23 protein-coding genes and 1 tRNA gene are annotated in these 20,562 nt (G+C 61.5%); 10 read left to right on the forward strand and 14 right to left on the reverse strand.

Features of this window, described 5'->3' with window-relative positions; genetic code table 11:
* Positions 1-63: 63 nt before the first annotated feature.
* Entirely contained in the window at positions 64-963 is a 900-nt protein-coding gene (locus IOD17_RS16575; protein WP_233686135.1) for an EamA family transporter, read from the forward strand.
* 100 nt (positions 964-1,063) lie between these two features.
* Here the strand turns inward: IOD17_RS16575 and uvrB are convergent, their stop codons facing one another.
* Positions 1,064-3,079 carry an excinuclease ABC subunit UvrB gene (uvrB, locus tag IOD17_RS16580; protein WP_233686136.1) on the reverse strand — a complete coding sequence of 672 codons (2,016 nt, stop codon included), beginning with the start codon at positions 3,077-3,079 and terminating at the stop codon, positions 1,064-1,066.
* A 176-nt stretch (positions 3,080-3,255) separates the two neighbouring features.
* Here uvrB and IOD17_RS16585 point away from each other — a divergent pair, with 176 nt between their 5' ends.
* The 4 genes from IOD17_RS16585 to IOD17_RS16600 all read left to right on the forward strand — a co-directional run bounded on the left by IOD17_RS16585 (position 3,256) and on the right by IOD17_RS16600 (position 6,937).
* Positions 3,256-4,452 (forward strand): amino acid aminotransferase, encoded by a 1,197-nt coding sequence (locus IOD17_RS16585; protein ID WP_160015321.1) that lies wholly within the window; start codon positions 3,256-3,258, stop codon positions 4,450-4,452.
* A 64-nt stretch (positions 4,453-4,516) separates the two neighbouring features.
* Positions 4,517-4,592 (forward strand) — tRNA-Asn (locus IOD17_RS16590).
* 452 nt (positions 4,593-5,044) lie between these two features.
* Entirely contained in the window at positions 5,045-5,269 is a 225-nt protein-coding gene (locus tag IOD17_RS16595; RefSeq protein ID WP_233686137.1) for a DUF2061 domain-containing protein, read from the forward strand.
* A 108-nt stretch (positions 5,270-5,377) separates the two neighbouring features.
* Complete coding sequence (locus IOD17_RS16600) at positions 5,378-6,937, forward strand: beta (1-6) glucans synthase (protein ID WP_233686138.1); 1,560 nt, start codon at positions 5,378-5,380, stop codon at positions 6,935-6,937.
* On the opposite strand, the gene IOD17_RS16605 is transcribed toward IOD17_RS16600, so the two are convergent.
* Entirely contained in the window at positions 6,938-7,306 is a 369-nt protein-coding gene (locus IOD17_RS16605; protein WP_233686139.1) for a hypothetical protein, read from the reverse strand.
* 172 nt (positions 7,307-7,478) lie between these two features.
* On the opposite strand from IOD17_RS16605, the gene IOD17_RS16610 reads away from it, so the two are divergent.
* The 3 genes from IOD17_RS16610 (at position 7,479) to IOD17_RS16620 (ending at position 10,253) form a co-directional block, all read left to right on the forward strand.
* A complete protein-coding gene (locus IOD17_RS16610; protein WP_233686140.1) occupies positions 7,479-8,051 on the forward strand; it encodes a hypothetical protein in 573 nt (190 codons plus the stop codon).
* Between the two features lie 134 nt (positions 8,052-8,185).
* A complete protein-coding gene (locus tag IOD17_RS16615; protein ID WP_233686141.1) occupies positions 8,186-9,484 on the forward strand; it encodes a serine/threonine protein kinase in 1,299 nt (432 codons plus the stop codon).
* Positions 9,477-10,253 (forward strand): VacJ family lipoprotein, encoded by a 777-nt coding sequence (locus IOD17_RS16620; protein ID WP_418904286.1) that lies wholly within the window; start codon positions 9,477-9,479, stop codon positions 10,251-10,253. Before IOD17_RS16615 ends, IOD17_RS16620 begins: the two co-directional genes overlap by 8 nt.
* 66 nt (positions 10,254-10,319) lie before the next feature.
* Here IOD17_RS16620 and IOD17_RS16625 read toward each other — a convergent pair whose 3' ends face one another.
* From IOD17_RS16625 to ccmA, 10 genes are all read right to left on the reverse strand, one after another.
* Positions 10,320-10,646 (reverse strand): hypothetical protein, encoded by a 327-nt coding sequence (locus IOD17_RS16625; protein ID WP_233686142.1) that lies wholly within the window; start codon positions 10,644-10,646, stop codon positions 10,320-10,322.
* Positions 10,643-11,842 carry a c-type cytochrome biogenesis protein CcmI gene (gene ccmI / locus IOD17_RS16630; RefSeq protein WP_233686143.1) on the reverse strand — a complete coding sequence of 400 codons (1,200 nt, stop codon included), beginning with the start codon at positions 11,840-11,842 and terminating at the stop codon, positions 10,643-10,645. Before ccmI ends, IOD17_RS16625 begins: the two co-directional genes overlap by 4 nt.
* A complete protein-coding gene (locus IOD17_RS16635) occupies positions 11,842-12,324 on the reverse strand; it encodes a cytochrome c-type biogenesis protein (RefSeq protein ID WP_233686144.1) in 483 nt (160 codons plus the stop codon). The genes ccmI and IOD17_RS16635 overlap by 1 nt, the downstream gene beginning before the upstream one ends.
* Positions 12,321-12,857, reverse strand: coding sequence for a DsbE family thiol:disulfide interchange protein (locus IOD17_RS16640; RefSeq protein ID WP_233686145.1), 537 nt, complete (start codon positions 12,855-12,857; stop codon positions 12,321-12,323). Before IOD17_RS16640 ends, IOD17_RS16635 begins: the two co-directional genes overlap by 4 nt.
* Complete coding sequence (locus IOD17_RS16645) at positions 12,854-14,827, reverse strand: heme lyase CcmF/NrfE family subunit (protein ID WP_233686146.1); 1,974 nt, start codon at positions 14,825-14,827, stop codon at positions 12,854-12,856. The genes IOD17_RS16640 and IOD17_RS16645 overlap by 4 nt, the downstream gene beginning before the upstream one ends.
* Positions 14,824-15,312 carry a cytochrome c maturation protein CcmE gene (ccmE, locus tag IOD17_RS16650; protein ID WP_233686147.1) on the reverse strand — a complete coding sequence of 163 codons (489 nt, stop codon included), beginning with the start codon at positions 15,310-15,312 and terminating at the stop codon, positions 14,824-14,826. The genes IOD17_RS16645 and ccmE overlap by 4 nt, the downstream gene beginning before the upstream one ends.
* Complete coding sequence (ccmD, locus tag IOD17_RS16655; RefSeq protein WP_233686148.1) at positions 15,309-15,485, reverse strand: heme exporter protein CcmD; 177 nt, start codon at positions 15,483-15,485, stop codon at positions 15,309-15,311. The genes ccmE and ccmD overlap by 4 nt, the downstream gene beginning before the upstream one ends.
* Positions 15,482-16,240 (reverse strand): heme ABC transporter permease, encoded by a 759-nt coding sequence (locus IOD17_RS16660; RefSeq protein ID WP_233686240.1) that lies wholly within the window; start codon positions 16,238-16,240, stop codon positions 15,482-15,484. The genes ccmD and IOD17_RS16660 overlap by 4 nt, the downstream gene beginning before the upstream one ends.
* A 73-nt stretch (positions 16,241-16,313) precedes the next feature.
* A complete protein-coding gene (gene ccmB / locus IOD17_RS16665; protein ID WP_233686149.1) occupies positions 16,314-16,985 on the reverse strand; it encodes a heme exporter protein CcmB in 672 nt (223 codons plus the stop codon).
* Positions 16,982-17,617, reverse strand: a complete 636-nt coding sequence (gene ccmA, locus IOD17_RS16670) for a cytochrome c biogenesis heme-transporting ATPase CcmA (protein WP_267925883.1) — start codon at positions 17,615-17,617, stop codon at positions 16,982-16,984. The genes ccmB and ccmA overlap by 4 nt, the downstream gene beginning before the upstream one ends.
* Before the next feature lie 163 nt (positions 17,618-17,780).
* Here ccmA and IOD17_RS16675 point away from each other — a divergent pair, with 163 nt between their 5' ends.
* Together IOD17_RS16675 and IOD17_RS16680 are read left to right on the forward strand one after the other, a co-directional pair.
* Positions 17,781-19,319: a flagellar hook-length control protein FliK gene (locus IOD17_RS16675; protein ID WP_233686151.1), complete on the forward strand. Its 1,539-nt coding sequence runs from the start codon at positions 17,781-17,783 to the stop codon at positions 19,317-19,319.
* Entirely contained in the window at positions 19,316-19,645 is a 330-nt protein-coding gene (locus tag IOD17_RS16680; protein WP_233686152.1) for an EscU/YscU/HrcU family type III secretion system export apparatus switch protein, read from the forward strand. Before IOD17_RS16675 ends, IOD17_RS16680 begins: the two co-directional genes overlap by 4 nt.
* A gap of 14 nt (positions 19,646-19,659) precedes the next feature.
* On the opposite strand, the gene IOD17_RS16685 is transcribed toward IOD17_RS16680, so the two are convergent.
* Both IOD17_RS16685 and IOD17_RS16690 read right to left on the reverse strand, forming a co-directional pair.
* On the reverse strand, positions 19,660-20,064 hold the full coding sequence (locus IOD17_RS16685; protein WP_233686153.1) for a DUF2802 domain-containing protein: 405 nt from the start codon (positions 20,062-20,064) through the stop codon (positions 19,660-19,662).
* A 3-nt stretch (positions 20,065-20,067) separates the two neighbouring features.
* Entirely contained in the window at positions 20,068-20,547 is a 480-nt protein-coding gene (locus IOD17_RS16690) for a chemotaxis protein CheW (protein ID WP_108490500.1), read from the reverse strand.
* Positions 20,548-20,562: the final 15 nt, after the last annotated feature.

Here is a 20,562-nt window from a genome sequence, read left to right on the forward strand (position 1 = left end):
CGACCGCACCCCAAGCCTAACTATTTGCGCCGCCTGGCGGCGCATCCTGTATTCAGGTTGTTCATGCCCACGAGTTCTTCCCCCGCCCGCAGCCTGCTGCTGATCATCGCCTTTGCCACTATCTATATCGGCTGGGGCACCACCTACCTGGCCAACCACTTTCTCTTGCTGGAAGTACCGCCGTTCGTCATCGGCAGCCTGCGCTTCTCGATTGCCGGTCTGCTGGCGCTGGCCTGGGTGCTGCTCAGCGGGCAACTGCGCATACAGCGCAGCGACTGGGGCGGCGTGCTGATCGGCAGCCTGGCGTTGATTGCAGTCGGCCAGGGCGCATTGATTTACGCCAACCAGTACCTGCCCACCGGCATGCTGGCGATGCTCTACACCACCCTGCCGCTGTGGAGCGTGGCGCTGGAATGGCTGCTTGGTGAGCGCCCGCCACTGTGGGTGATGTGCGGTCTGGCCCTGGCCTGCGGCGGCATCGTGCTGCTGATGAACAACGGCCTGGACCACAGCGCCTCCATCGAACAGTGGTTCGCCGGTTTGCTGGTGGTATTCGCCACGCTACTTTGGGCGGGCGGCGCCTGGCTGATGCGTCAGCGCCCAGCCTTTCGCTCCAGCTGGCTGGGGCTGAGCCTGCAAATGCTGATCGGTGCGTTGCTGCTGGCGCTGTTCGGCCTGTGGCACGGCGATTGGCAGGCACTCGACTTACGCGCGATGAGCGCTAATGCCTGGCTATGGCTGGCGTATCTGGTACTGCCGGTCAGCCTCGGCGTATACCCGGCGTATTTCTGGCTGCTGCGCGAGGTCAGGCCGAGCCTGGTATCGACCTTCGCCTTCGTCAATCCGGTGGTGGCGCTGCTGCTGGGCTATCTGCTGCTGGATGAACGCCTCAGTCTGCTGGCGATGCTGGCCTGCGGCATTACTCTGAGCGGCGTGGTGTTGATCATCTTTGGCCGCCGCTGATAAACCGTAGGAGCCAGCTTGCTGGCGATCATTGGATCAAGAGCATCGCCAGCAAGTTGGCTCCTACAAGTTGTTCACTTCGTCATCCGACGACACTCAATCAAACCTGCAACAGCCGCTCACGCAGCTTCTGGATTTCATCACGCAGCTGCGCCGCCGCCTCGAACTCCAGGTCGCGAGCCAAGGCGTACATCTTCTCTTCCAGCTGACGAATACGTTTGGTGATCTCGCTCGGCGAGCGCAGCTCGTTCTCGTAGCGCGCACTTTCTTCGGCGGCCTGGGCCATGCCTTTGCGCTTCTTGCTGCGCGCGCCGGGCACGACTGCGCCTTCGAGAATGTCCTGAACATCCTTGAATACACCTTTGGGCACGATGCCATTGGCTTCGTTAAAGGCGATCTGCTTGTTGCGCCGCCGCTCGGTTTCACCGATGGCGCGCTCCATCGAGCCGGTCATGCGGTCGGCATACAGAATCGCCTTACCGTTGAGGTTGCGCGCCGCACGGCCAATGGTCTGGATCAGCGAACGCTCGCTGCGCAGGAAGCCTTCCTTGTCCGCATCGAGAATCGCCACCAGCGACACTTCCGGCATATCCAGGCCTTCGCGCAGCAGGTTGATGCCGACCAGCACGTCGAATGCACCGATGCGCAGGTCGCGAATGATCTCGACCCGTTCCACTGTGTCGATATCCGAGTGCAGGTAGCGCACCTTGACGCCATGATCGCCCAGGTAATCGGTGAGGTCCTCAGCCATGCGCTTGGTCAGCGTGGTGACCAGCACGCGCTCTTCGATGGCCACGCGTTTGTGGATTTCCGAAAGCAGGTCATCGACTTGGGTCAGCGCCGGACGCACCTCAATCTGCGGGTCAACCAGACCCGTCGGCCGCACCACCTGCTCGATCACCCGCCCAGCATGCTCGGCCTCGTAAGGCCCGGGTGTGGCAGACACAAAGATGGTCTGCGGGCTGGCCGCTTCCCATTCCTCGAAACGCATCGGCCGGTTGTCCAACGCCGATGGCAGGCGGAAGCCATACTCGACCAGGGTTTCCTTGCGCGAACGGTCACCTTTGTACATCGCGCCAACCTGCGGTACCGAGACGTGGGACTCGTCGATCACCAGCAGCGCTTCGTCCGGCAGGTAGTCGTACAGGGTGGGTGGCGGCGCGCCGGCCGGACGGCCGGAGAGGTAGCGCGAGTAGTTCTCGATGCCGTTGCAATAGCCCAGCTCGAGGATCATCTCCAGGTCAAAGCGCGTGCGCTGCTCCAGGCGCTGCGCTTCCACCAGCTTGTTCGCCCCGCGCAGGTAGTCCAGACGCTGTTGCAACTCGACCTTGATGTGCTCAACCGCCTCCAGCAGGGTTTCGCGCGGGGTGACGTAGTGACTCTTGGGGTAGAAGGTGAAGCGCGGCAGCTTCTGGATCACCTCACCGGTCAACGGATCAAAGGCGCTGATGCTCTCCACCTCGTCGTCGAACAGCTCGATGCGAATGGCTTCGAGGTCCGACTCCGCCGGAAAAACGTCGATCACATCACCACGCACACGGAAGGTGGCGCGGGCGAAGTCCATATCGTTGCGCGTGTACTGCAACTCGGCCAGCCGGCGCAGCAGTGCGCGTTGATCCATCTTGTCGCCCCGGTCGAGGTGCAGGACCATTTTCAGGTACTCCTCGGGGCTGCCCAAGCCGTAAATCGAGGACACGGTGCAGACCACGATGACGTCCTTGCGCTCGATCAGCGCCTTGGTCGCCGACAGGCGCATCTGCTCGATATGGTCGTTGATCGAGGCATCCTTCTCGATAAAGGTGTCCGACGACGGTACGTAGGCTTCCGGCTGGTAGTAGTCGTAGTAGGAGACGAAATACTCCACCGCGTTGTTCGGGAAGAAGCTCTTGAATTCGCCATACAGCTGCGCGGCGAGGGTCTTGTTCGGCGCCAGCACCAGCGTCGGGCGCTGCACCTTGGCAATCACGTTGGCGATGGAAAAGGTCTTGCCCGAGCCAGTCACGCCCAGCAGGGTCTGGTGCGAGAGACCGGCTTCCAGCCCCTCGACCATCTGCCGAATCGCCTCGGGTTGATCGCCGGCCGGCTGGAAACGGGTGACCAATTGAAACTCGGACATGACAAACCTCGACAAGCGGGTGTGACGCGGCCTGAAAGCCTACGTCAAAACCGGTGAAAAGCGTGTGCCTGCTGTCGCAGCACAGGTTATGCGCCGGTATACTACCGGCCCACTTACGCAACCCCTAGCAGGGTGTTGCCTGATACTCAACTTCTCCTCTGCGAGCTGCCGCATCCATGAGTCTGTTCTCCGCCGTCGAAATGGCTCCGCGCGACCCCATCCTGGGCCTCAATGAAGCATTCAACGCCGACACCCGCGCGACCAAGGTCAACCTGGGCGTTGGCGTTTACTACAACGAGGAAGGCCGCATTCCCCTGCTGCGCGCCGTAGCCGAAGCCGAGAAAGCCCGGATTGAAGCCCACGCTCCGCGTGGTTACCTGCCCATTGAAGGCATTGCCGCCTATGACAGCGCTGTGCAGAAACTGTTGCTGGGTGCCGACTCCGAGCTGGTTGCCGCTGGCCGAGTGATCACCACTCAAGCCGTCGGTGGCACCGGCGCACTGAAAACCGGCGCGGACTTCCTCAAGCGCCTGCTGCCCGACACCGTGGTCGCCATCAGCGACCCAAGCTGGGAAAACCACCGCGCGCTGTTCGAGTCCGCCGGTTTCCCGGTACAGAACTACCGCTATTACGACGCAGCCAGCCACGGGGTTAACCGTGCCGGCATGCTCGAAGACCTGAAAAATCTGCCTGCACGCTCGGTTGTCGTGCTGCACGCCTGCTGCCATAACCCGACCGGTGTCGACCTGTCGCTGGACGACTGGAAAGCCGTGTTGGAGGTATTGCGCGAGCGTGAGCACGTGCCGTTCCTCGACATCGCCTACCAGGGCTTTGGCGACGGTATCGAGCAGGATGCCTTTGCCGTGCGCCTGTTCGCTCAAGCGGGCATCCCGTTCTTCGTTTCCAGCTCGTTCTCCAAGTCCTTCTCGCTGTACGGCGAGCGCGTCGGCGCGCTGTCCATCGTCACCGGCAGCCAGGAAGAAGCCGGTCGCGTGCTGTCGCAAGCCAAGCGCGTGATCCGCACCAACTACTCCAACCCACCGACCCACGGTGCCACTGTGGTCGCCAGCGTGCTTAACAGCCCTGAACTGCGCGCCCTGTGGGAAGAAGAGCTGGCCGGCATGCGCGAGCGTATTCGCGGCATGCGCATGGCCATGGTCGAGCAGCTGGCGGCACTGAACTGCAAACGCGATTTCGGCTTTGTCGCCCAGCAGCGCGGCATGTTCTCCTACTCGGGCCTTACCGCCGAGCAGGTTGAGCGACTGAAAACCGAGTTCGGCATCTACGCCGTCAGCACCGGCCGCATCTGCGTGGCCGCGCTGAACCAGCGCAACCTGCCCGCTGTTACCCAGGCCATCGCTGCGGTTCTATGACTCACTGGGGAAGTCGATCAGGTATTGACTTCCCCTTTCTAATCAGTAGGATACGCGCCGTTGTTCCGCGATAGCTCAGTCGGTAGAGCAAATGACTGTTAATCATTGGGTCCCTGGTTCGAGTCCAGGTCGCGGAGCCAAATTCAAAAGCCTCGGTTAATACCGGGGCTTTTTTGTATCTGCGGACTCTCACCAGGGACTGCGTCCCAGGTTATTCGCTTCGCTCTCCCCTGCGGGGCCGCGCTAAAGCGCGTTCAGCTGCGCTGTCGAGTCCAGGTCGCGGAGCCAAATTCAAAAGCCTCGGTTAATACCGGGGCTTTTTTGTATCTGCGGACTCTCACCAGGGACTGCGTCCCAGGTTACTCGCTTCGCTCTCCCCCTGCGGGGCCGCGCTAAAGCGCGTTCAGCTGCGCTGTCGAGTCCAGGTCGCGGAGCCAAATTCAAAAGCCCAGCCTAGTGCTGGGCTTTTTATTACCCGCACCAGGTAAATCGATAAAAACTATCAAAGCAATTCAAATGCAACATTTTCCCAATAGATATTGAGCCACTACGCTGCATCTCAATGAAGAACAATTCTCACTCGAGGTGGGCCATGCTCAAGACACTGACATTTACCCTGATGCACTTCTGCATCGCCTTCGGTGTGACCTACGCACTGACCGGCAGCGTTGCCGCCAGCGGGCTGGTGGCCGCCATTGAGCCGCTGTGCAATTCGGTGGGTTTCTACTTTCACGAGAAAGTCTGGCAGCGGTTCGAGGGACACTCCGCACAAGCCCCCAAGCAGCCCAAACACGCCTGGTTGCATCACCAGGCATAAGCGCCGCAGATGGATGCCAATGGCATTGTCTGAACGATAAAAACAGCCAGCCGGGAAACCGTGCAATCCGCTACTATGCGCGCCTCCGTCACCATACGCGCACGTATCATGCCCGCCACTTCCCGCTTTCCCGCTGCTCCCTATGCACTGGCCTTTCTACTCGGTCTGCTGGCCCTCTGTGGGCTCTGGTTCGGCATTGGCCAACCGGTTGAACTGGCGGACGCCGCCACGCCAACGCACAAGCTGCAATGTGCCTCTTACACGCCGTTCGACAAGGACCAATCACCCTTCGATCAGCCCATGCAGTTGCGTCCCGAGCGCATGGAAGCGGATCTGGCTCTGCTGGCCGAGCGCTTCGAGTGTCTGCGCACCTACTCGGTGACGGGCCTTGAGGAACTGCCGAATATCGCTCGCAAACACGGCCTGAAGTTGATTGCCGGTGCCTGGGTCAGCCGTAGTCCGGCCGACACTGCCGTTGAAATTGCCGGGCTGGTAAAGATGGCCAACGCCCATCCTGATGTCATCCAGTCAGTCATCGTCGGCAACGAGGCCCTGCTGCGCAAGGAAGTCACGGCCGCGCAACTGGTAGCGCTGATCGAGCAGGTCAAGGCGCAGATCCAGCAGCCGGTGACCTATGCCGATGTCTGGGAGTTCTGGCTCAAGCACCCCGAAGTTGCGCCCGCAGTGGACTTCATCACCATCCACCTGCTGCCCTACTGGGAAGACAACCCGGCCGGTATTGAAACGGCATTGCATGAAGTCGCCGAGGTGCGCCAGACCTTCGGCAATGCCTATGCACCCAAGGACATCCTGATCGGTGAAACCGGCTGGCCCAGCGAAGGGCGTCAACGCGAGACCGCCGTACCCAGCCTGGTCAACCAGGCCAAATTCATCCGTGGTTTTGTCGCCATGGCCGAGCAGAATGGTTGGCACTACAACCTGATCGAAGCCTTCGATCAGCCCTGGAAGCGCATCAGCGAAGGTGCCGTAGGCGGTTATTGGGGGCTGTATGACACCGACCGCCAGGACAAGTCGATCCTCGCAGGAGCAGTTTCCAACCTGCCGCATTGGCCGGTCTGGCTGGCCGCCAGCCTGATCCTCTTTGTTGCCACGCTGCTGTTTGCCGGCCGCCCGCAATCGGCCCGCGCCGCCCTGCTGCTGCCCCTGCTGGCCGCCCTAGGGGCTGGCTGTATCGGCTTGTTTGCAGAGCTGACGCTGGTGACCAGCCGCTATCTGGGTGAGTGGCTGTGGGGCGCGGCGCTGATCACGCTCAACCTGCTGGTACTGGCCCATGCGGCCTTGCAACTCAGCCAGACAAGCGGCTGGCGCCTGCAGTTGCGCCAGTGGCTAAGCAGCAAGGCAGCGCTGTGGCTGGTGCTGAGCGGCTTTGCCGGAGCCGTGATGATGCTGGCGCTGGTGATGGACGCGCGCTACCGCAGTTTCCCCAGCGCCGCGCTGCTGCTGCCGGCAGTGGTGTACCTGTGCCAGCCCGTCAGCGGCTACCGCCGCGAAGTAGCGTTGCTGGCCCTGCTGATCGGTGCAGGTATCGCCCCGCAGTTGTATCAGGAAACCCTCAGCAACCTGCAAGCCCTGGGCTGGGCCCTGACCAGCGCCTTGTTGGTCGCTGCACTGTGGCGCAGCCTGCGGGCCAAGGCGCAAACCGCCTGATCAAGCGGTTTTAGGCGCACGCACCAAACGCAACAACGCCAGCACCACGGCAAAAACCGCGAGGCTGGCGCTGTACAGCACCAATGCTGGCAGGCCCAGCAGCAAGGCTGGCACCGCCAGACGCTGCCCCCACACGCCAGGCAGGACAAAGGCCAACAGCGCGCAGCCCAATGCCCCCAGCGACAGTACACGGAAGTGGATCAGCCAGCCGAACAGCGCCCGCACCTCACAGCTCAGGCGCTGCGGCTCTGCCACGCACACCCCTACCCACAACTCGTTCTCCATCAATTGGTAACGCAGCAGCAGACTGGCAGTCAGACTCAGGGCAGCTGCGATCAACACGAGGGCCAGGGGCAGGTAACGCGGCATATAAAAGCTCGGGGCAAGAAAATGGCTGCGTAGGATAAGCCGCCGCGCTGCGGATAACACCCCCCTGCATCTCAGGCAAACGTGCTTGTCGCAGTAACACAGCTACCTTGCCGCAAGTCATTCACACGCGCAGGGCTGTGAATACAATGCCAATAGGCCCTAGACTCTGCCCATGCCTATCCGTCGTCTAATCCTGATCACTGCCGGCCTGCTTGCCCTGTGGATGCTCTGGGTGATCCTGCTCCCCAGCCCCGGCAACCTGCCGCCTCGCACTGCGCAGCAGAACGGCAGCTGGCGCGTGGCCGAGCACACCCTCAGCCACCTGCAAGACTTCCAGCTGGAGGCGCGGATTCTCGGCCGTGAAGACTATTACTTCGACCGCGGTGCCAAGCTCTCGCCCACCGACCTGGCACTCGGCTGGGGGCCGATGGCCAACCCCGAGGTGCTGCGTCATATCAGCATCAGCCAGCGCAACCGCTGGTACTTCTGGCGCGCCGAACAACTGCCGATCGAGCGGAGGCAGATCGAGATCAACAGCGCCAACATGCATATGATCCCGGCCACAGCAGAGGTGGCGAAAACCCTGAGCAAACTCAAACCGGGCCAACAGATTCGATTGGCCGGGCAACTGGTGCGGGTTGACGGCGACGATGGCTATCGCTGGATCAGCTCACTCAGCCGCGAAGACACCGGGGATGGTGCCTGCGAGCTGATCTGGGTCGAAAACTTACAGGTAGTGCCCTGAGCGCCAGCCATTAAACAGTGACACTTTCGCCTGAAAAACTTCAGCGCTATAACTCAACGGCACTTAACCTGGCTTGTGTGGTCAAATCGAGCCGCGTAGCCCGCAGCACTACCTAGCTCTCAAGAGATTTCGCCATGTCGCCTGTCCCTCGTCTGCTTGCCCTGCTCAGTTGCCTGGCCCTGACTGCCTCAGTCAGCGCGGCCGATATCGACGTTAATAGCTATGGCTACCCGCTGAGCAACCCGTTCGAGGCCACTCTGGCCACCACCCCGCCCGAACTGCGTCCAACACTGCCCGCCGATGCCGATATCAACCAGGCGGACTACCAGGCCAAACTGCGCCCGGAGCGCGAATTCGAGGTACCGGAGAACTTCTGGCCCGTCACCAAGATGCGCTATCGCCTGGCCAAGCAGTCAGGCGAAGCGCCGCTGATCTTTATCATTGCCGGCACCGGTGCACATTACGCCAGCGGTACCCCGGAATACCTGAAGAAGCTGTTCTACGGCGCCGGCTACCATGTGGTGCAGCTGTCATCACCCACCAGCTATGACTTCATGACAGCCGCCTCGCGCTTTGCCACCCCCGGCATTACCCGCGATGACGCTGACGATCTGTACCGCGCCATGCAGGCCGTGCGGGCACAGCATCCACGCCTGAAAGTCAGTGAATTCCACCTCACCGGCTACAGCCTGGGCGCGCTGCAGGCAGCCTTTGTCAGCGAGCTGGACGAAACCCGGCGCAGCTTCAATTTCAAGCGCGTGCTGCTGCTCAACCCGCCGGTCAATCTCTACACCTCGGTCAGCAATCTTGACCGTCTGGTACAAACCAAGGTCAAGGGCATCGACAGTAGCACCACCTTCTATGAACTGGTGCTGGGCAAGCTCACTCGCTACTTCCAGGACAAGGGCTATGTCGATATCAACGACGCCTTGCTCTATGACTTCCAGAATTCCAAGGAAAAACTCAGCGACGAGCAGATGGCCATGCTGATCGGCGCAGCGTTCCGCTTCTCCTCCGCCGATATCGCTTTCACCTCGGACCTGATCAACCGACGCGGGCTGATCACCCCGGTCAGTTACCCGATCAAGGAAGGCACCAGCCTGACGCCCTTCTTCAAGCGCGCGCTGCAATGCGACTTTGACTGCTACCTGACCGAGCAGCTCATCCCCATGTGGCGAGCCCGCTATGACGGCGGCAGCCTGGCGCAACTGATTGACCAGGTCAGCCTGTATGCCCTGACCGATTACCTGAAAAACAGCAGCAAGATTGCCGTCATGCACAACGCCGATGACGTGATTCTCGGCCCTGGCGACCTGGGCTACCTGCGCAGCACCTTTGGTGAACGGCTGACGGTCTACCCGCTGGGTGGCCATTGCGGCAACCTCAACTACCGCGTCAACAGCGACGCCATGCTGGAGTTCTTCCGTGGCTAAGCCTCTTTCCCTTGCCCTGTTCATTGGCCTGCTGCTGGGCAGCAACCTGGCCAACGCCGAACACAGCGCCGATGCCGATGGCTTCAAGCGGCCGCTGCAGCACCTGCAGTTCAACCCGGGGCTGGATCAGCGCGAATTCGAGCGCTCCACCCTCTCCGCTCTGAACGTTTATGACCCACTGGAGTCATGGAACCGCCGCGTGTATCACTTCAACTACCGCTTCGATGAGTGGGTGTTCCTGCCGATTGTCGATGGCTATCGCTATGTCACCCCCACTCTGGTGCAAAACGGCATCAGCAACTTTTTCAGCAACCTGAGTGATGTACCCAACCTGCTCAACAGCGCACTGCAGCTCAAGGGCAAGCGCACCATGCAGACCACCGCCCGCCTGCTGCTCAATACAACGATCGGCGTGGCCGGCCTGTGGGACCCGGCCACGCGCATGGGCCTGCCCAAACAGAAGGAAGACTTCGGTCAGACCCTCGGCTACTACGGCACACCGGCTGGGCCGTACCTGATCCTGCCATTGCTGGGGCCCTCGAACCTGCGTGATACCGGCGGCCTGGTGGCGGACTTTGCCGCGAAAAGCCAGATCAACTGGCTGAACGTGGCCGAGGCCAGCACCAGCCATCCGGAAATCACCCTGCTGGAAGTGGTCGATCAGCGCTCCACGGTGAACTTCCGCTACGGCCAGCTCAACTCGCCCTTCGAATACGAGAAGATTCGCTTCTTCTATCACGAGTCACGCAAGCTGCAGATTGCCGAGTAACGCCACACATAGAAAGGCCGCCGACAGTGCGAACTGCGGCGGCCTTTTATTTTGCCTGGTGCGTGACTAGTGCGCGTAACGACGATACAACCCAGGCGGCACGCCGCTGCTGTCGGTAGGCAACCAGGGCCCCTGCGGGGTGCTCGCCCAGCTCCAGCCGTCATTCCAGCGATAATAGGTGCGCTCGCGGTAATACAGGTCAGCGCTGCCAGCCACCACGTACACACCCAGTGCTGCATCCCAACGGCTCTGCACCCCAGGTGGTGGAGCAAAGCGCGGGTGATTGCTGCTGCCGCTCGGCGTGTTGACGGGCACAGTGGCCAGCGGCAGCTGCACGCAACCCGTCAGCCCAAGCAGACCGGCGAGTACGACACCCCGCAGCAACGCCCTCATGGCGCTTTGCTGTCGGCGCTGTCGATCAGCAACTGCTGCAACTCAGTGCTCTTGCTGGCCAGCGGCTGGCTGCTGCCAATCCACTCGCCGGCGGTGGCATTGCCACTGCGCGAGATCCGCGCGACCAGCTGCACCTGCTCGAAACCGGAGATTTTCAGCTGCGGCATCATCGCATCGCTGTCCGACAGACTGACTTCAGCCGGCAGGTCAGCCACGCTCAAGCGCTTGACCGCCAGCGGCATGGGCGGGCCGGAAACCGCACGGGCAAACACGAACACCGCATCGCCTGGTTGCACTTTGGCCTGCAGCGCTGGCGCCAACTCGACTCGCACCGTCAGGCCCTGGCTGGTCGCTGGCGCGGCGGCAGCGGGCTCGCCCAACTGTTCACGCGCACGCTCAATGCCGCCCTGAATGGCCTGGCGAGACGGGTCTTCAGCTGGCAACACGGCCACCAGTTGCTGCCAGTGACCGATGGCTTTCTGGAACTTGCCGCTTTCATAGGCGGCAATCCCCAGCAGCCCCAGGCTGGTGACTTCGGCCGGGTCGGCTTTCAGGGCCTCGTCGGTCAACGCCTGTAGCTGTGCAGTCCATTGCTTGTCACTGGCGAAATACAGCGCCTGAGCCCATTGCCCGAGCAGCTCCGGCTCGCGCCCGGCCACACCGACAGCGTGCTCGAAGGCCAGCGCCGCATCAGCCGCCCGCTCTTGGGCCATGTAGGTGCGCCCCAGGAAGTACCAGCTCTCGGCTGATTCGGGGTTGCTCTTGACCGCTGCTTCCAGGCGCGCGGTCATTTCCTCGATGGTCTTCGGCTGCGCGGCAAAGGTCTGCGCCCGTTCAACGTCGTCGATGGCCCCCCAGTGCAAGTACAGGCCATAACCCAACAAGGGCATCAGCAAGGCGGCGATCAAGGGAATCTTGCCACCCAGCGTACGCTGGGTCGGTTTGGCCAACGCCCCTTCGGTGTCGGCCAACAGCTCACGGGCCGCCTCATCACGGCCGCTGGCCAGTTGCTGATCATTCAACGCACCTGCTGCGTGTTGCGCCTGCAACTCTTGCAAACGCTCCTGATACAGGGTCACGTTGAGGGCCGTACGGTCTTCTTCAGCCTGCGCCTTGCGGCCACGTAGCACCGGAATCAGCAGAAACGCCAGGGCCGTAAGTAACAGCAGACCGGCGCACAACCAGAATTCAATCATCAGTCTTTCTTATCCACAGGCGTTTGATTAAGCAGAGCAGTCAGGCGCTGCTGTTCATCGGCAGACAGGCCGCTGGCGACAACACCCGGCTTGCTACGACGACGCAACAGGATGACCCCAAGCAGGACGAAACCGCCGGCCAGCAAACCCGCCGGGCCATACCACAGCAGCAAGGTGCGCGCGGTGACTGGCGGCTTGTAGAGCACGAAATCGCCATAACGGCTGACCAGAAAATCAATGATCTGCTCATTGCTCTGGCCTTCCTCCAGCATGCGATAGATTTGCGCACGCAGGTCCATGGCAATCGGCGCATCGGAGTCGGCGATGTTCTGGTTCTGACACTTGGGGCAACGCAGCTCTTCCACCAAGTTGCGGTAACGCTCGCGCTCGGCCTCAGTGGCAAATTCGTAGGTGTCGATAGCGGCCTGGGCAGTGCCCAGCAAAGCCAGGCCCAGCACCGCAGCACTCAGCAGACGCTTCATGGCTGGGCCTCATCGACAAGGGCCTGATACAGCGGGGCCAGTTGTTCGCGCCAGACACGTTCATCGATCACACCGACAAATTTGTGACGGATAATGCCGTCCTTGTCGATCAGGAAGGTCTCGGGTGCACCGTACACGCCCAGGTCCAGGCCCAGGGTGCCACGCGCATCGTTGATGTTCAGCTGATAGGGGTCGTGAAACTCCACCAGCCACTTCTGCGCGGCGGCGTTGTCATCCTTGTAGTTGACCCCGTAGATGGTCACGCCCAGTTTGGCCAGCTTGTTCAGCACCGGGTGCTCAACGCGACACGCCACGCACCAGGTGGCCCAGACGTTGACCAGCGCCGGCTTGCCCTTGAGATCAGCCTCGGTAAGCAGCTTGCCATCCTGCACCGCCGGCAGGGAGAAGGCCGGCAGTGGTTTGCCGATCAGCGCCGAGGGCAGCTCGGAAGGATCGAGAAACAGCCCACGGTAGAGAAACACCGCCACACCAAGAAAGATCAGCAGCGGTAACAGCAGCAATAAACGCTTCATGCCTGCGCCCCCGCCATGCCCAGTGCGTCACGCACGCGGGTACGTACCTTCATCCGGTAGCGCTTGTCAGCCGCCGCCAGGAAGCCACCAAAGCCCATCAGCAGCGCACCGAACCAGATCCAGCGGACGAACGGCTTGATGTGCACACGTACCGCCCAGGCACCCTCCCCCAGCGGCTCGCCCAGGGCAACGAACAGGTCACGGGTGATCCCGGCGTCGATACCGGCCTCTGTCATCACCGACTGCTGCACGGTGTACAGGCGCTTCTCAGGGTGGAGCACAGCGATCTGCTTGCCATCTTCGAAAATACGCACGGTGCCTTTGTCCGAGGTGAAGTTCGGCCCCTCGAAGTGCTCGGCACCCTCAAAGGTGAACTGATAACCACCGATCTCCACCGACTCGCCCGGCGCCATGCGCATATCGCGCTCGAAGCTGCCCATGCTGGTCAGCACGACGCCCAGGGCACACACCGCCATGCCCAGGTGGGCCATCTGCATACCCCAGTAGCTGCGGGTCAGGCTTGGCAGACCTTTGAGCAGACCTTTATGGCGGGTCTTTTCGAGAATATCGCGTACACCGGCCAGCACCACCCAGGCCGCCAACAGGCAGACACCTAGCACTGCCCAGTTGAAATCACCGACCAGGAAGGTGGCGATTAGCGCCAGCACCACGCTGCCGATCAGTACTGGGGCGAGCATGCCAAGCAGCCACTGCAGCGGCGTATCCTTCCAGCGCACGATCACCCCAACCGCAATCATCGCCATCAGCAGGCCCATCAGCGGTACGAACAAGGCATTGAAGTACGGCGGGCCCACCGACAACTTGGCGCCGGTGGTGGCATCCAGCACCAACGGGTAAAGGGTGCCGAGCAGGATCATCGCAGCGGACACCACCAGAATCAGGTTGTTGACCAGCAGCAGGGTCTCCCGCGACCACAGGGCAAAACCAACCTGGCTCTTCACCACCGGTGCACGGATGGCAAACAGCGCCAAGGAGCTGCCCACCACGATCAGCAGAAACACCAGAATAAACACGCCGCGCTCAGGATCACTGGCGAAGGCATGCACCGAGGTCAGCACCCCGGAACGGACCAGGAAGGTGCCCAGCAGACTCAAGGAGAACGCGGCAATCGCCAGCAGCACAGTCCAGCTTTTGAACACGCCGCGCTTTTCCGTCACCGCCAGGGAGTGGATCAACGCAGTGCCGACCAACCAGGGCATAAAGGAGGCGTTTTCCACCGGGTCCCAGAACCACCAGCCACCCCAGCCCAGTTCGTAGTAGGCCCACCACGAGCCCAACGCGATACCGATGCCGAGGAAGGCCCAGGCAACGATAGTCCACGGCCGCGACCAGCGCGCCCAGGCCGCATCGAGCTTGCCGCCGAGCAAGGCGGCAATGGCGAAAGCGAAGGCCACGGAGAAGCCGACATAACCCATGTAGAGCATCGGTGGGTGGATGATCAGGCCAAAGTCCTGCAACAGTGGGTTGAGGTCGCGGCCATCAGCCGGGGTATTGAACAGCAAGCGTTCAAACGGATTGGAGGTGATGATCAGAAACAGCAGAAAACCGATGCTGATGATGCCCATCACGGCCAACACGCGGGCGAGCATCTCTTCCGGCAACTGCCGCGAGAAGATCGACACGGCAAAGGTCCAACCGGCGAGGATCAGCCCCCAGAGCAGCAGCGACCCTTCGTGGGCGCCCCACACGGCACTGAACTTGTAGTACCAGGGCAGTGCGCTGTTGGAGTTGTTAGCCACATAGGCGACGGTGAAATCGTCAACCATAAAGGCGTAGGTCAGGCAGATAAAGGCGAACAGCATAAAGGCGAACTGCCCCCAGGCAGCCGGCTGCGCCAGGCTCATCCACTGACGATCACCGCGCCAGGCACCGATCAGCGGCAGCGTCGCCTGCACCAGCGCCATGCACAGCGCCAGGATCATCGCCAGATGGCCAAGTTCGGGGATCATTGTGCGTACTCCGCTGGGGACGCCTGCTTGGCCGCTTTGGCCGCGTCGTGCTGCTGTTTCATGCCGCTTTTTTCCAGCGCCTGCATGACTTCAGGTGGCATGTAATTCTCATCGTGCTTGGCCAGCACTTCATCGGCAATCAGCACGCCATTAGCGTCGAGCTTGCCCATGGCGACAATGCCCTGCCCTTCACGAAACAGGTCCGGGAGGATGCCGCTGTAGCGGATGGTCACGCTCTTGGCACCATCGGTAACGACGAAATCGGTGTCCAGGGAGTCGCTGGAGCGCTTTACCGAACCCTCCTCGACCAAGCCACCGGCACGGATGCGGGTATCTTGCGGGGCTTCGCCGTTGGCGATCTGAGTCGGCGTGTAGAACAGGTTGATGTTCTGCTGCAACGCACTCAGGGCCAGGGCCACAGCGATGCCGACACCGGCGATGATGGCCAGGACGATATACAGGCGTTTTTTACGCACGGGGTTCACTTCGACTCCTCCCGGCGCAAACGACGCGCCTCGTCTTGCAGATAACGGCGACGTGCCAGGATTGGCAGCGCCACATTCAGCGCCAGCACAGCCAGGCTGATGGCATAACAGGACCAGACATAAGGCCCATGGGTGCCCATGGCGATAAAGTCGCTAAAACTGGCAAAACTCATTGGCCTTTCTCCACCAGCGCCTTGACCTCGGCTTTGGCCCAACTGCTGCGCGCCTCGCGCTTAAGCACTTCCAGACGCATGCGCATCAGCAGCACGGCACCAAAGAAGCAGTAGAAGCCCAGCACCATGATCAGCAGCGGCATCCACATCTCGAACGGCATGGCCGGCTTGGCCACCACACTGAAGGTCGCCGGCTGGTGCAAGGTGTTCCACCACTCCACCGAGTATTTGATGATCGGGATGTTCACCACACCGACGATGGCCAATACCGCACAGGCCTTGGCCGCGCTGTCACGGTTGGTGATGGCATTGCCCAGGGCGATCACCCCGAAGTACAGGAACAGCAGAATCAGCATCGAAGTCAGGCGGGCATCCCAGACCCAGTAGGTGCCCCAGGTTGGTTTGCCCCACACCGCGCCGGTTACCAGGGCGATCACCGTCATCCAGGCACCAATCGGTGCAGCCTGCTGCAGGGCGACATCGGCCAGCTTCATCTTCCACACCAGGCCGACAATGCCGGCCACCGCCAGCATCACGTAGATCGACTGAGCAAGAAACGCCGCGGGCACATGGATGTAAATGATGCGAAAGCTGTTGCCCTGCTGGTAATCCGGCGGCGCAAAAGCCAGCCCCCAGACCAAGCCGACCACCAGCAGCACAGCGGCGGCCAGGGCCAACCAGGGCAACCAGCGGCTGCTGATTTCATAAAACCATTTGGGCGAGCCGAGTTTGTGAAACCACGTCCAGTTCATCAGGTTACTCATCAATGCTAGGGCTGGTCAGGGCGCAGGCAGGCACCCAGCTCAACCGGCCATTCAGGCTTATTGTCTACTCAGCGACACTGATCGTCAGACCAGCGGCGATGGCAAAAGGTGTCAAGGTCACCGCCAATGCGGTGAGGCTGGCCAACCACAACAGGTGGCCGACCGCCGGCAATCCTTGCAGGCTGGCTTGTAACGCACCGCTGCCGAGAATCAGCACCGGGATGTACAACGGCAAAATCAGCAACGCGAGCAACAGGCCACCGCGTTTGAGACCCACGGTCAGCGCAGCCCCAACCGCACCGAGCAGGCTCAGCACTGGTGTACCGAGCAGCAGCGAGATCAGCAGCACCGGCAGGCAGCGCCCCGGCAAACCCAGCATCAATGCCAGAACTGGTGCCAACAGCACCAGCGCCAGCCCCGAGAAAAGCCAGTGTGCCAGCACCTTGGCCAGAACCAGAAGAGCCAGGGGGTGCGGCGAAAGGACCCACTGCTCCAGCGAGCCGTCTTCGAAATCACTGCGAAACAGCCCGTCCAGCGAGAGCAGCACGGCCAATAGCGCTGCCACCCACACCAGGCCAGGCGAAAGGCTTTGTAACAACTGCGTCTGTGGGCCCACAGCCAATGGAAACAACGCAATCACAATGGCAAAGAACACTAATGGATTGGCCAACTCGGCCGGGCGGCGAAACAACAGGCGCGCCTCACGGGCCAGCAGCAGGGTAAAAACATTGCTCATGGCGTGCGTTGTCCCAGGTCAAGCTCACGGTAGCCGGCCGGTTTGACCGTCAGTTCGTGGTGCGTGGTCAACACCACCAGACCGCCCTGCTGACAATGGGTAGCCAGGTGGCTTTCCAGCTGCGCCACCGCAGCTTTATCCAGCGCAGTAAACGGCTCATCCAGCACCCAAAGTGACGGGCCCGGCAGATACAGACGGGCCAGCGCCACGCGGCGTTGCTGCCCGGCGGACAGGGTATGACAGGGCACATCCTCGAAACCGCGTAGCCCCACCGCCGCCAGCGCCTGCCAGATGGCCTCACGTTCGACCGGCTGATGCAGGGCGCAGAGCCAGGTCAAGTTTTCCTCGGCAGTGAGCAAGCCCTTGATGCCGGCGGCATGGCCAATCCACAACAGGTTACGTGCCAGCTCGGCACGCTGCGCCGCCAACAGCTGGCCATTCAGGCGAATCTCACCGGCAGTCGGCTGCATCAGCCCAGCCAACAGGCGCAACAGACTGGTCTTGCCGCTGCCGTTGGGACCAACCACCTGCAGCATCTCACCGGGAACCAGACGCAGCTCCAGGCGCTCGAAGAGCATGCGCCAATCCCGCTCACAAGCGAGCGCAACGGCTTCAAGAAGAGGGCTGGTCAAGGCATTGGCACCTAAGATGGATGGCAAAAGCTGTTCAAGTCAGCAGAGTCTTGGCCGCTATACTGACGCAAGTGGAATGCGCAGCCGAACCAGACGGGGCGCGATTATACATGCCCAGCTCCGCCTGCCGCAGCGGGCATTTTCGACAGGGTGTAACCCGCCAATGAGCGAAATCAGCAGCCCGCGGCCCCTGCCGCCAGCGCCCCCCAGCAGCCGCCCCAATGCCGTAGCGGCCGATCTGGCGGTAAAACTGCTGCAACCCATGCAAGGCTTGCTGGCCAGCGGTGAAACCGCCAAGGCCGAGGTGATCGCCCTCAAGGAAGTGGCGCAGAGCTTTCAGATGCTGCTCAAACTGACCCTGGAAAATGGTCGCCAAAACACCCTGGAAGCCAGTAGCCCACGACCGATTGCCCAGGGCACATCACTGGCGGTGACGGCCCTGTCGGAAACTCGCCTGGCTCTGTCCGTCCTGATGGGCACCGACAAGCCCCTGACCAGCCTGGACCTGGAGCAGCTGCCAGTTGGCACCCTGCTGCAGGGCAAGGTGATAGCACGCGAGCAGTTATTGCAAAGCCGCTCGCAGCAGGTGGTTTACAAAGTGCTGGTCAACCTGCTCAACACACCTCTGGCCGGCAGCAAACTGTCCCTGGAAACCCCACTGGCCCTACCCCTAGGCAGCCTGCTCAGCGCCCAGGTACAGGGCAGCCAGGCGTTGAACTTTCTACCGCTGAGCGGACGCCTCGATCAGCTCGCCCTGAGCCAGCAACTGGGCATGCAAGGTAGTCGTCAGGGCTCTCTGGAAGGCCTGTTCAACGCTCTGCAGAGCCTGCGCGGCAATGCCGAGATGAGTGAAGGCCTGCGTACCAGCATTGATAAGCTCTTCGGCGCACTGCCCGACGCCACCCAGCTGAGTACCGCCAAGGGCCTGGCGGCTGCCCTGGAGAACAGTGGCATCCTGCTGGAAAGCAAATTACTCGGTGGCCAGGGCCAGGCATTGCCGACCGACCTCAAGGCCAATCTGCTGCGCCTGATTACCCAGTTGCTGCCCAATCTGCCTGCGGGCACTCCGCTGACCGCTGCCAATGCCAGCCTGGCACAGGCAATGCCGGCATTGGCTCGCGATCTGCTGGGTAGCCTGGGCAAAGCCAGTAACCGTCAACAGGCACTGAGCTTTCCCCTGCCCTCACGTCTGCTCCAGGCCATGGACGGTGAAGCCGATCTGGAAGCCCTGCTGAAACTTGCCGCCGCCGCCATTTCACGCTTGCAGACCCACCAACTCTCCAGCCTCGCGCAGAGCCAGGTCGGCCCGGACGGTAACCTGCTCACCACCTGGCAACTGGAGCTGCCCATGCGCAACCAACAGGAGTTAGTGCCCTTGCAGGTCAAGATCCAGCGCGATGAGGGCAACCCGCAAGGCAAGCCCGAGAAAAAGGAACCGCTGTGGAAGGTGGAACTGGCTTTTGATCTGGACCCACTGGGCCCTTTGCAGGTGCAGGCGCAACTGGCCCACGGCCGATTGTCCAGCCAGCTGTGGGCTGAGCGCGGCAGCACCGTGAACCTGATCGATGCGGAACTGGAAAACCTGCGCCAACGCCTTAGCGATGCTGGCCTGCAAGTCGGTGAGTTGGCCTGCCACCAGGGCATGCCACCGCGCGGCCCGCGCACCACTCTGGAACAACGCTGGGTAGACGAAACCGCATGAAGAAAAGCGCCCCCCGCCAAGCCATCGCCCTGACCTATGACGGCCAGAGCGCACCCGTACTCAGCGCCAAAGGCGACGACGAACTGGCCGAAGCCATTCTGGCCATTGCCCGCGAATATGAAGTGCCGATCTATGAGAATGCCGAACTGGTGCGCCTGCTGGCACGCCTGGAGCTGGGCGATGCCATCCCCGAACAGCTATATCGCTGCATCGCGGAAATCATTGCCTTTGCCTGGTACCTGAAGGGCAAAGCGCCGGCCGGCAGTGAGCGTGATACCGATATCACGCCGCCGCTGCGCCTATTGGAGGGACCTGCAGCATCTTGAAGGTTGTTAAGGAATCAGGAGCGCTGCAACTTGGCTTGTTGCATCTTGCTGATCAGCTCAGCTTCGGCCTTGCTCAGACCGCAAGATTGAGTGAGATCATCCACGCTGGCACCCATGCCAGCCAGACGGGCGGCCTGGGTGAATGACAGGCTGCTGGGGTCACGCTGCTCGATCTGATTGAGCTTGTCCGGTAGCGGTGCGACCACCCGGCGCAACTCATGCAACTCTTCACCCATCTGCACGCTACCGGTCAGATAGGCGTCCAGTCGCCGGCTGAGCTCCTTGAGCCGCCGATCACGCACCGCATCACGCTCGCCCTGCAGTTTGATGGCATCACGCAGCTGCCGGGTCAGCCAGATGCAAGCGCCTACCAGCCCCAGACAGACCAAGGCCAGCGCGATCAGCAGCACGTCGAGCATGGCTTAGATGCTCTCCAGCTCGGACCACTCTTCTTCGCTCATCATCTTGTCCAGCTCAACCAGAATCAGCAGCTCGCCGTTCTTGTTGCAGACGCCCTGGATAAACTTGGCGGATTCGTCATTGCCCACGTTCGGCGCGGTTTCCACTTCCGATTGGCGCAGGTAAACCACCTCGGCCACGCTGTCGACCAGAATCCCGATCACCTGCTTGTCGGCCTCGATGATTACGATGCGCGTGTTATCCGTGACCTCACTGGAGTCGAGACCAAAGCGCTGACGGGTATCGATCACGGTGACCACATTACCGCGCAGGTTGATGATGCCCAGCACATAGCTCGGAGCACCCGGCACAGGGGCAATCTCGGTATAACGCAGGACTTCCTGAACCTGCATCACATTGATGCCATAGGTTTCGTTGTCCAGGCGGAAAGTCACCCACTGCAGAATCGGATCTTCAGAACCTTGTGCAGAACTCTTCTTCATGTCCCTAGCCTCGTC

Origin of the sequence: Pseudomonas anguilliseptica (assembly GCF_021375795.1) — a bacterium.
Taxonomy (GTDB): domain Bacteria; phylum Pseudomonadota; class Gammaproteobacteria; order Pseudomonadales; family Pseudomonadaceae; genus Aquipseudomonas; species Aquipseudomonas anguilliseptica_A.

Bases quoted from the DNA above. Each gene is read 5' to 3' on its own strand.
- uvrB (WP_233686136.1), bottom strand. From the start codon at position 3,079: ATGTCCGAGTTTCAATTGGTCACCCGTTTCCAGCCGGCCGGCGATCAA.
- ccmI (WP_233686143.1), bottom strand. From the start codon at position 11,842: ATGATTGAATTCTGGTTGTGCGCCGGTCTGCTGTTACTTACGGCCCTG.
- ccmB (WP_233686149.1), bottom strand. From the start codon at position 16,985: ATGAGCAATGTTTTTACCCTGCTGCTGGCCCGTGAGGCGCGCCTGTTG.
- IOD17_RS16585 (WP_160015321.1), top strand. From the start codon at position 3,256: ATGAGTCTGTTCTCCGCCGTCGAAATGGCTCCGCGCGACCCCATCCTG.
- IOD17_RS16640 (WP_233686145.1), bottom strand. From the start codon at position 12,857: ATGAAGCGTTTATTGCTGCTGTTACCGCTGCTGATCTTTCTTGGTGTG.
- IOD17_RS16635 (WP_233686144.1), bottom strand. From the start codon at position 12,324: ATGAAGCGTCTGCTGAGTGCTGCGGTGCTGGGCCTGGCTTTGCTGGGC.
- IOD17_RS16615 (WP_233686141.1), top strand. From the start codon at position 8,186: ATGTCGCCTGTCCCTCGTCTGCTTGCCCTGCTCAGTTGCCTGGCCCTG.
- IOD17_RS16575 (WP_233686135.1), top strand. From the start codon at position 64: ATGCCCACGAGTTCTTCCCCCGCCCGCAGCCTGCTGCTGATCATCGCC.
- IOD17_RS16595 (WP_233686137.1), top strand. From the start codon at position 5,045: ATGCTCAAGACACTGACATTTACCCTGATGCACTTCTGCATCGCCTTC.
- ccmD (WP_233686148.1), bottom strand. From the start codon at position 15,485: ATGAGTTTTGCCAGTTTTAGCGACTTTATCGCCATGGGCACCCATGGG.
- IOD17_RS16685 (WP_233686153.1), bottom strand. From the start codon at position 20,064: ATGCTCGACGTGCTGCTGATCGCGCTGGCCTTGGTCTGTCTGGGGCTG.
- IOD17_RS16600 (WP_233686138.1), top strand. From the start codon at position 5,378: ATGCCCGCCACTTCCCGCTTTCCCGCTGCTCCCTATGCACTGGCCTTT.
- IOD17_RS16680 (WP_233686152.1), top strand. From the start codon at position 19,316: ATGAAGAAAAGCGCCCCCCGCCAAGCCATCGCCCTGACCTATGACGGC.
- IOD17_RS16605 (WP_233686139.1), bottom strand. From the start codon at position 7,306: ATGCCGCGTTACCTGCCCCTGGCCCTCGTGTTGATCGCAGCTGCCCTG.
- IOD17_RS16690 (WP_108490500.1), bottom strand. From the start codon at position 20,547: ATGAAGAAGAGTTCTGCACAAGGTTCTGAAGATCCGATTCTGCAGTGG.
- IOD17_RS16610 (WP_233686140.1), top strand. From the start codon at position 7,479: ATGCCTATCCGTCGTCTAATCCTGATCACTGCCGGCCTGCTTGCCCTG.
- IOD17_RS16625 (WP_233686142.1), bottom strand. From the start codon at position 10,646: ATGAGGGCGTTGCTGCGGGGTGTCGTACTCGCCGGTCTGCTTGGGCTG.
- IOD17_RS16675 (WP_233686151.1), top strand. From the start codon at position 17,781: ATGAGCGAAATCAGCAGCCCGCGGCCCCTGCCGCCAGCGCCCCCCAGC.
- IOD17_RS16645 (WP_233686146.1), bottom strand. From the start codon at position 14,827: ATGATCCCCGAACTTGGCCATCTGGCGATGATCCTGGCGCTGTGCATG.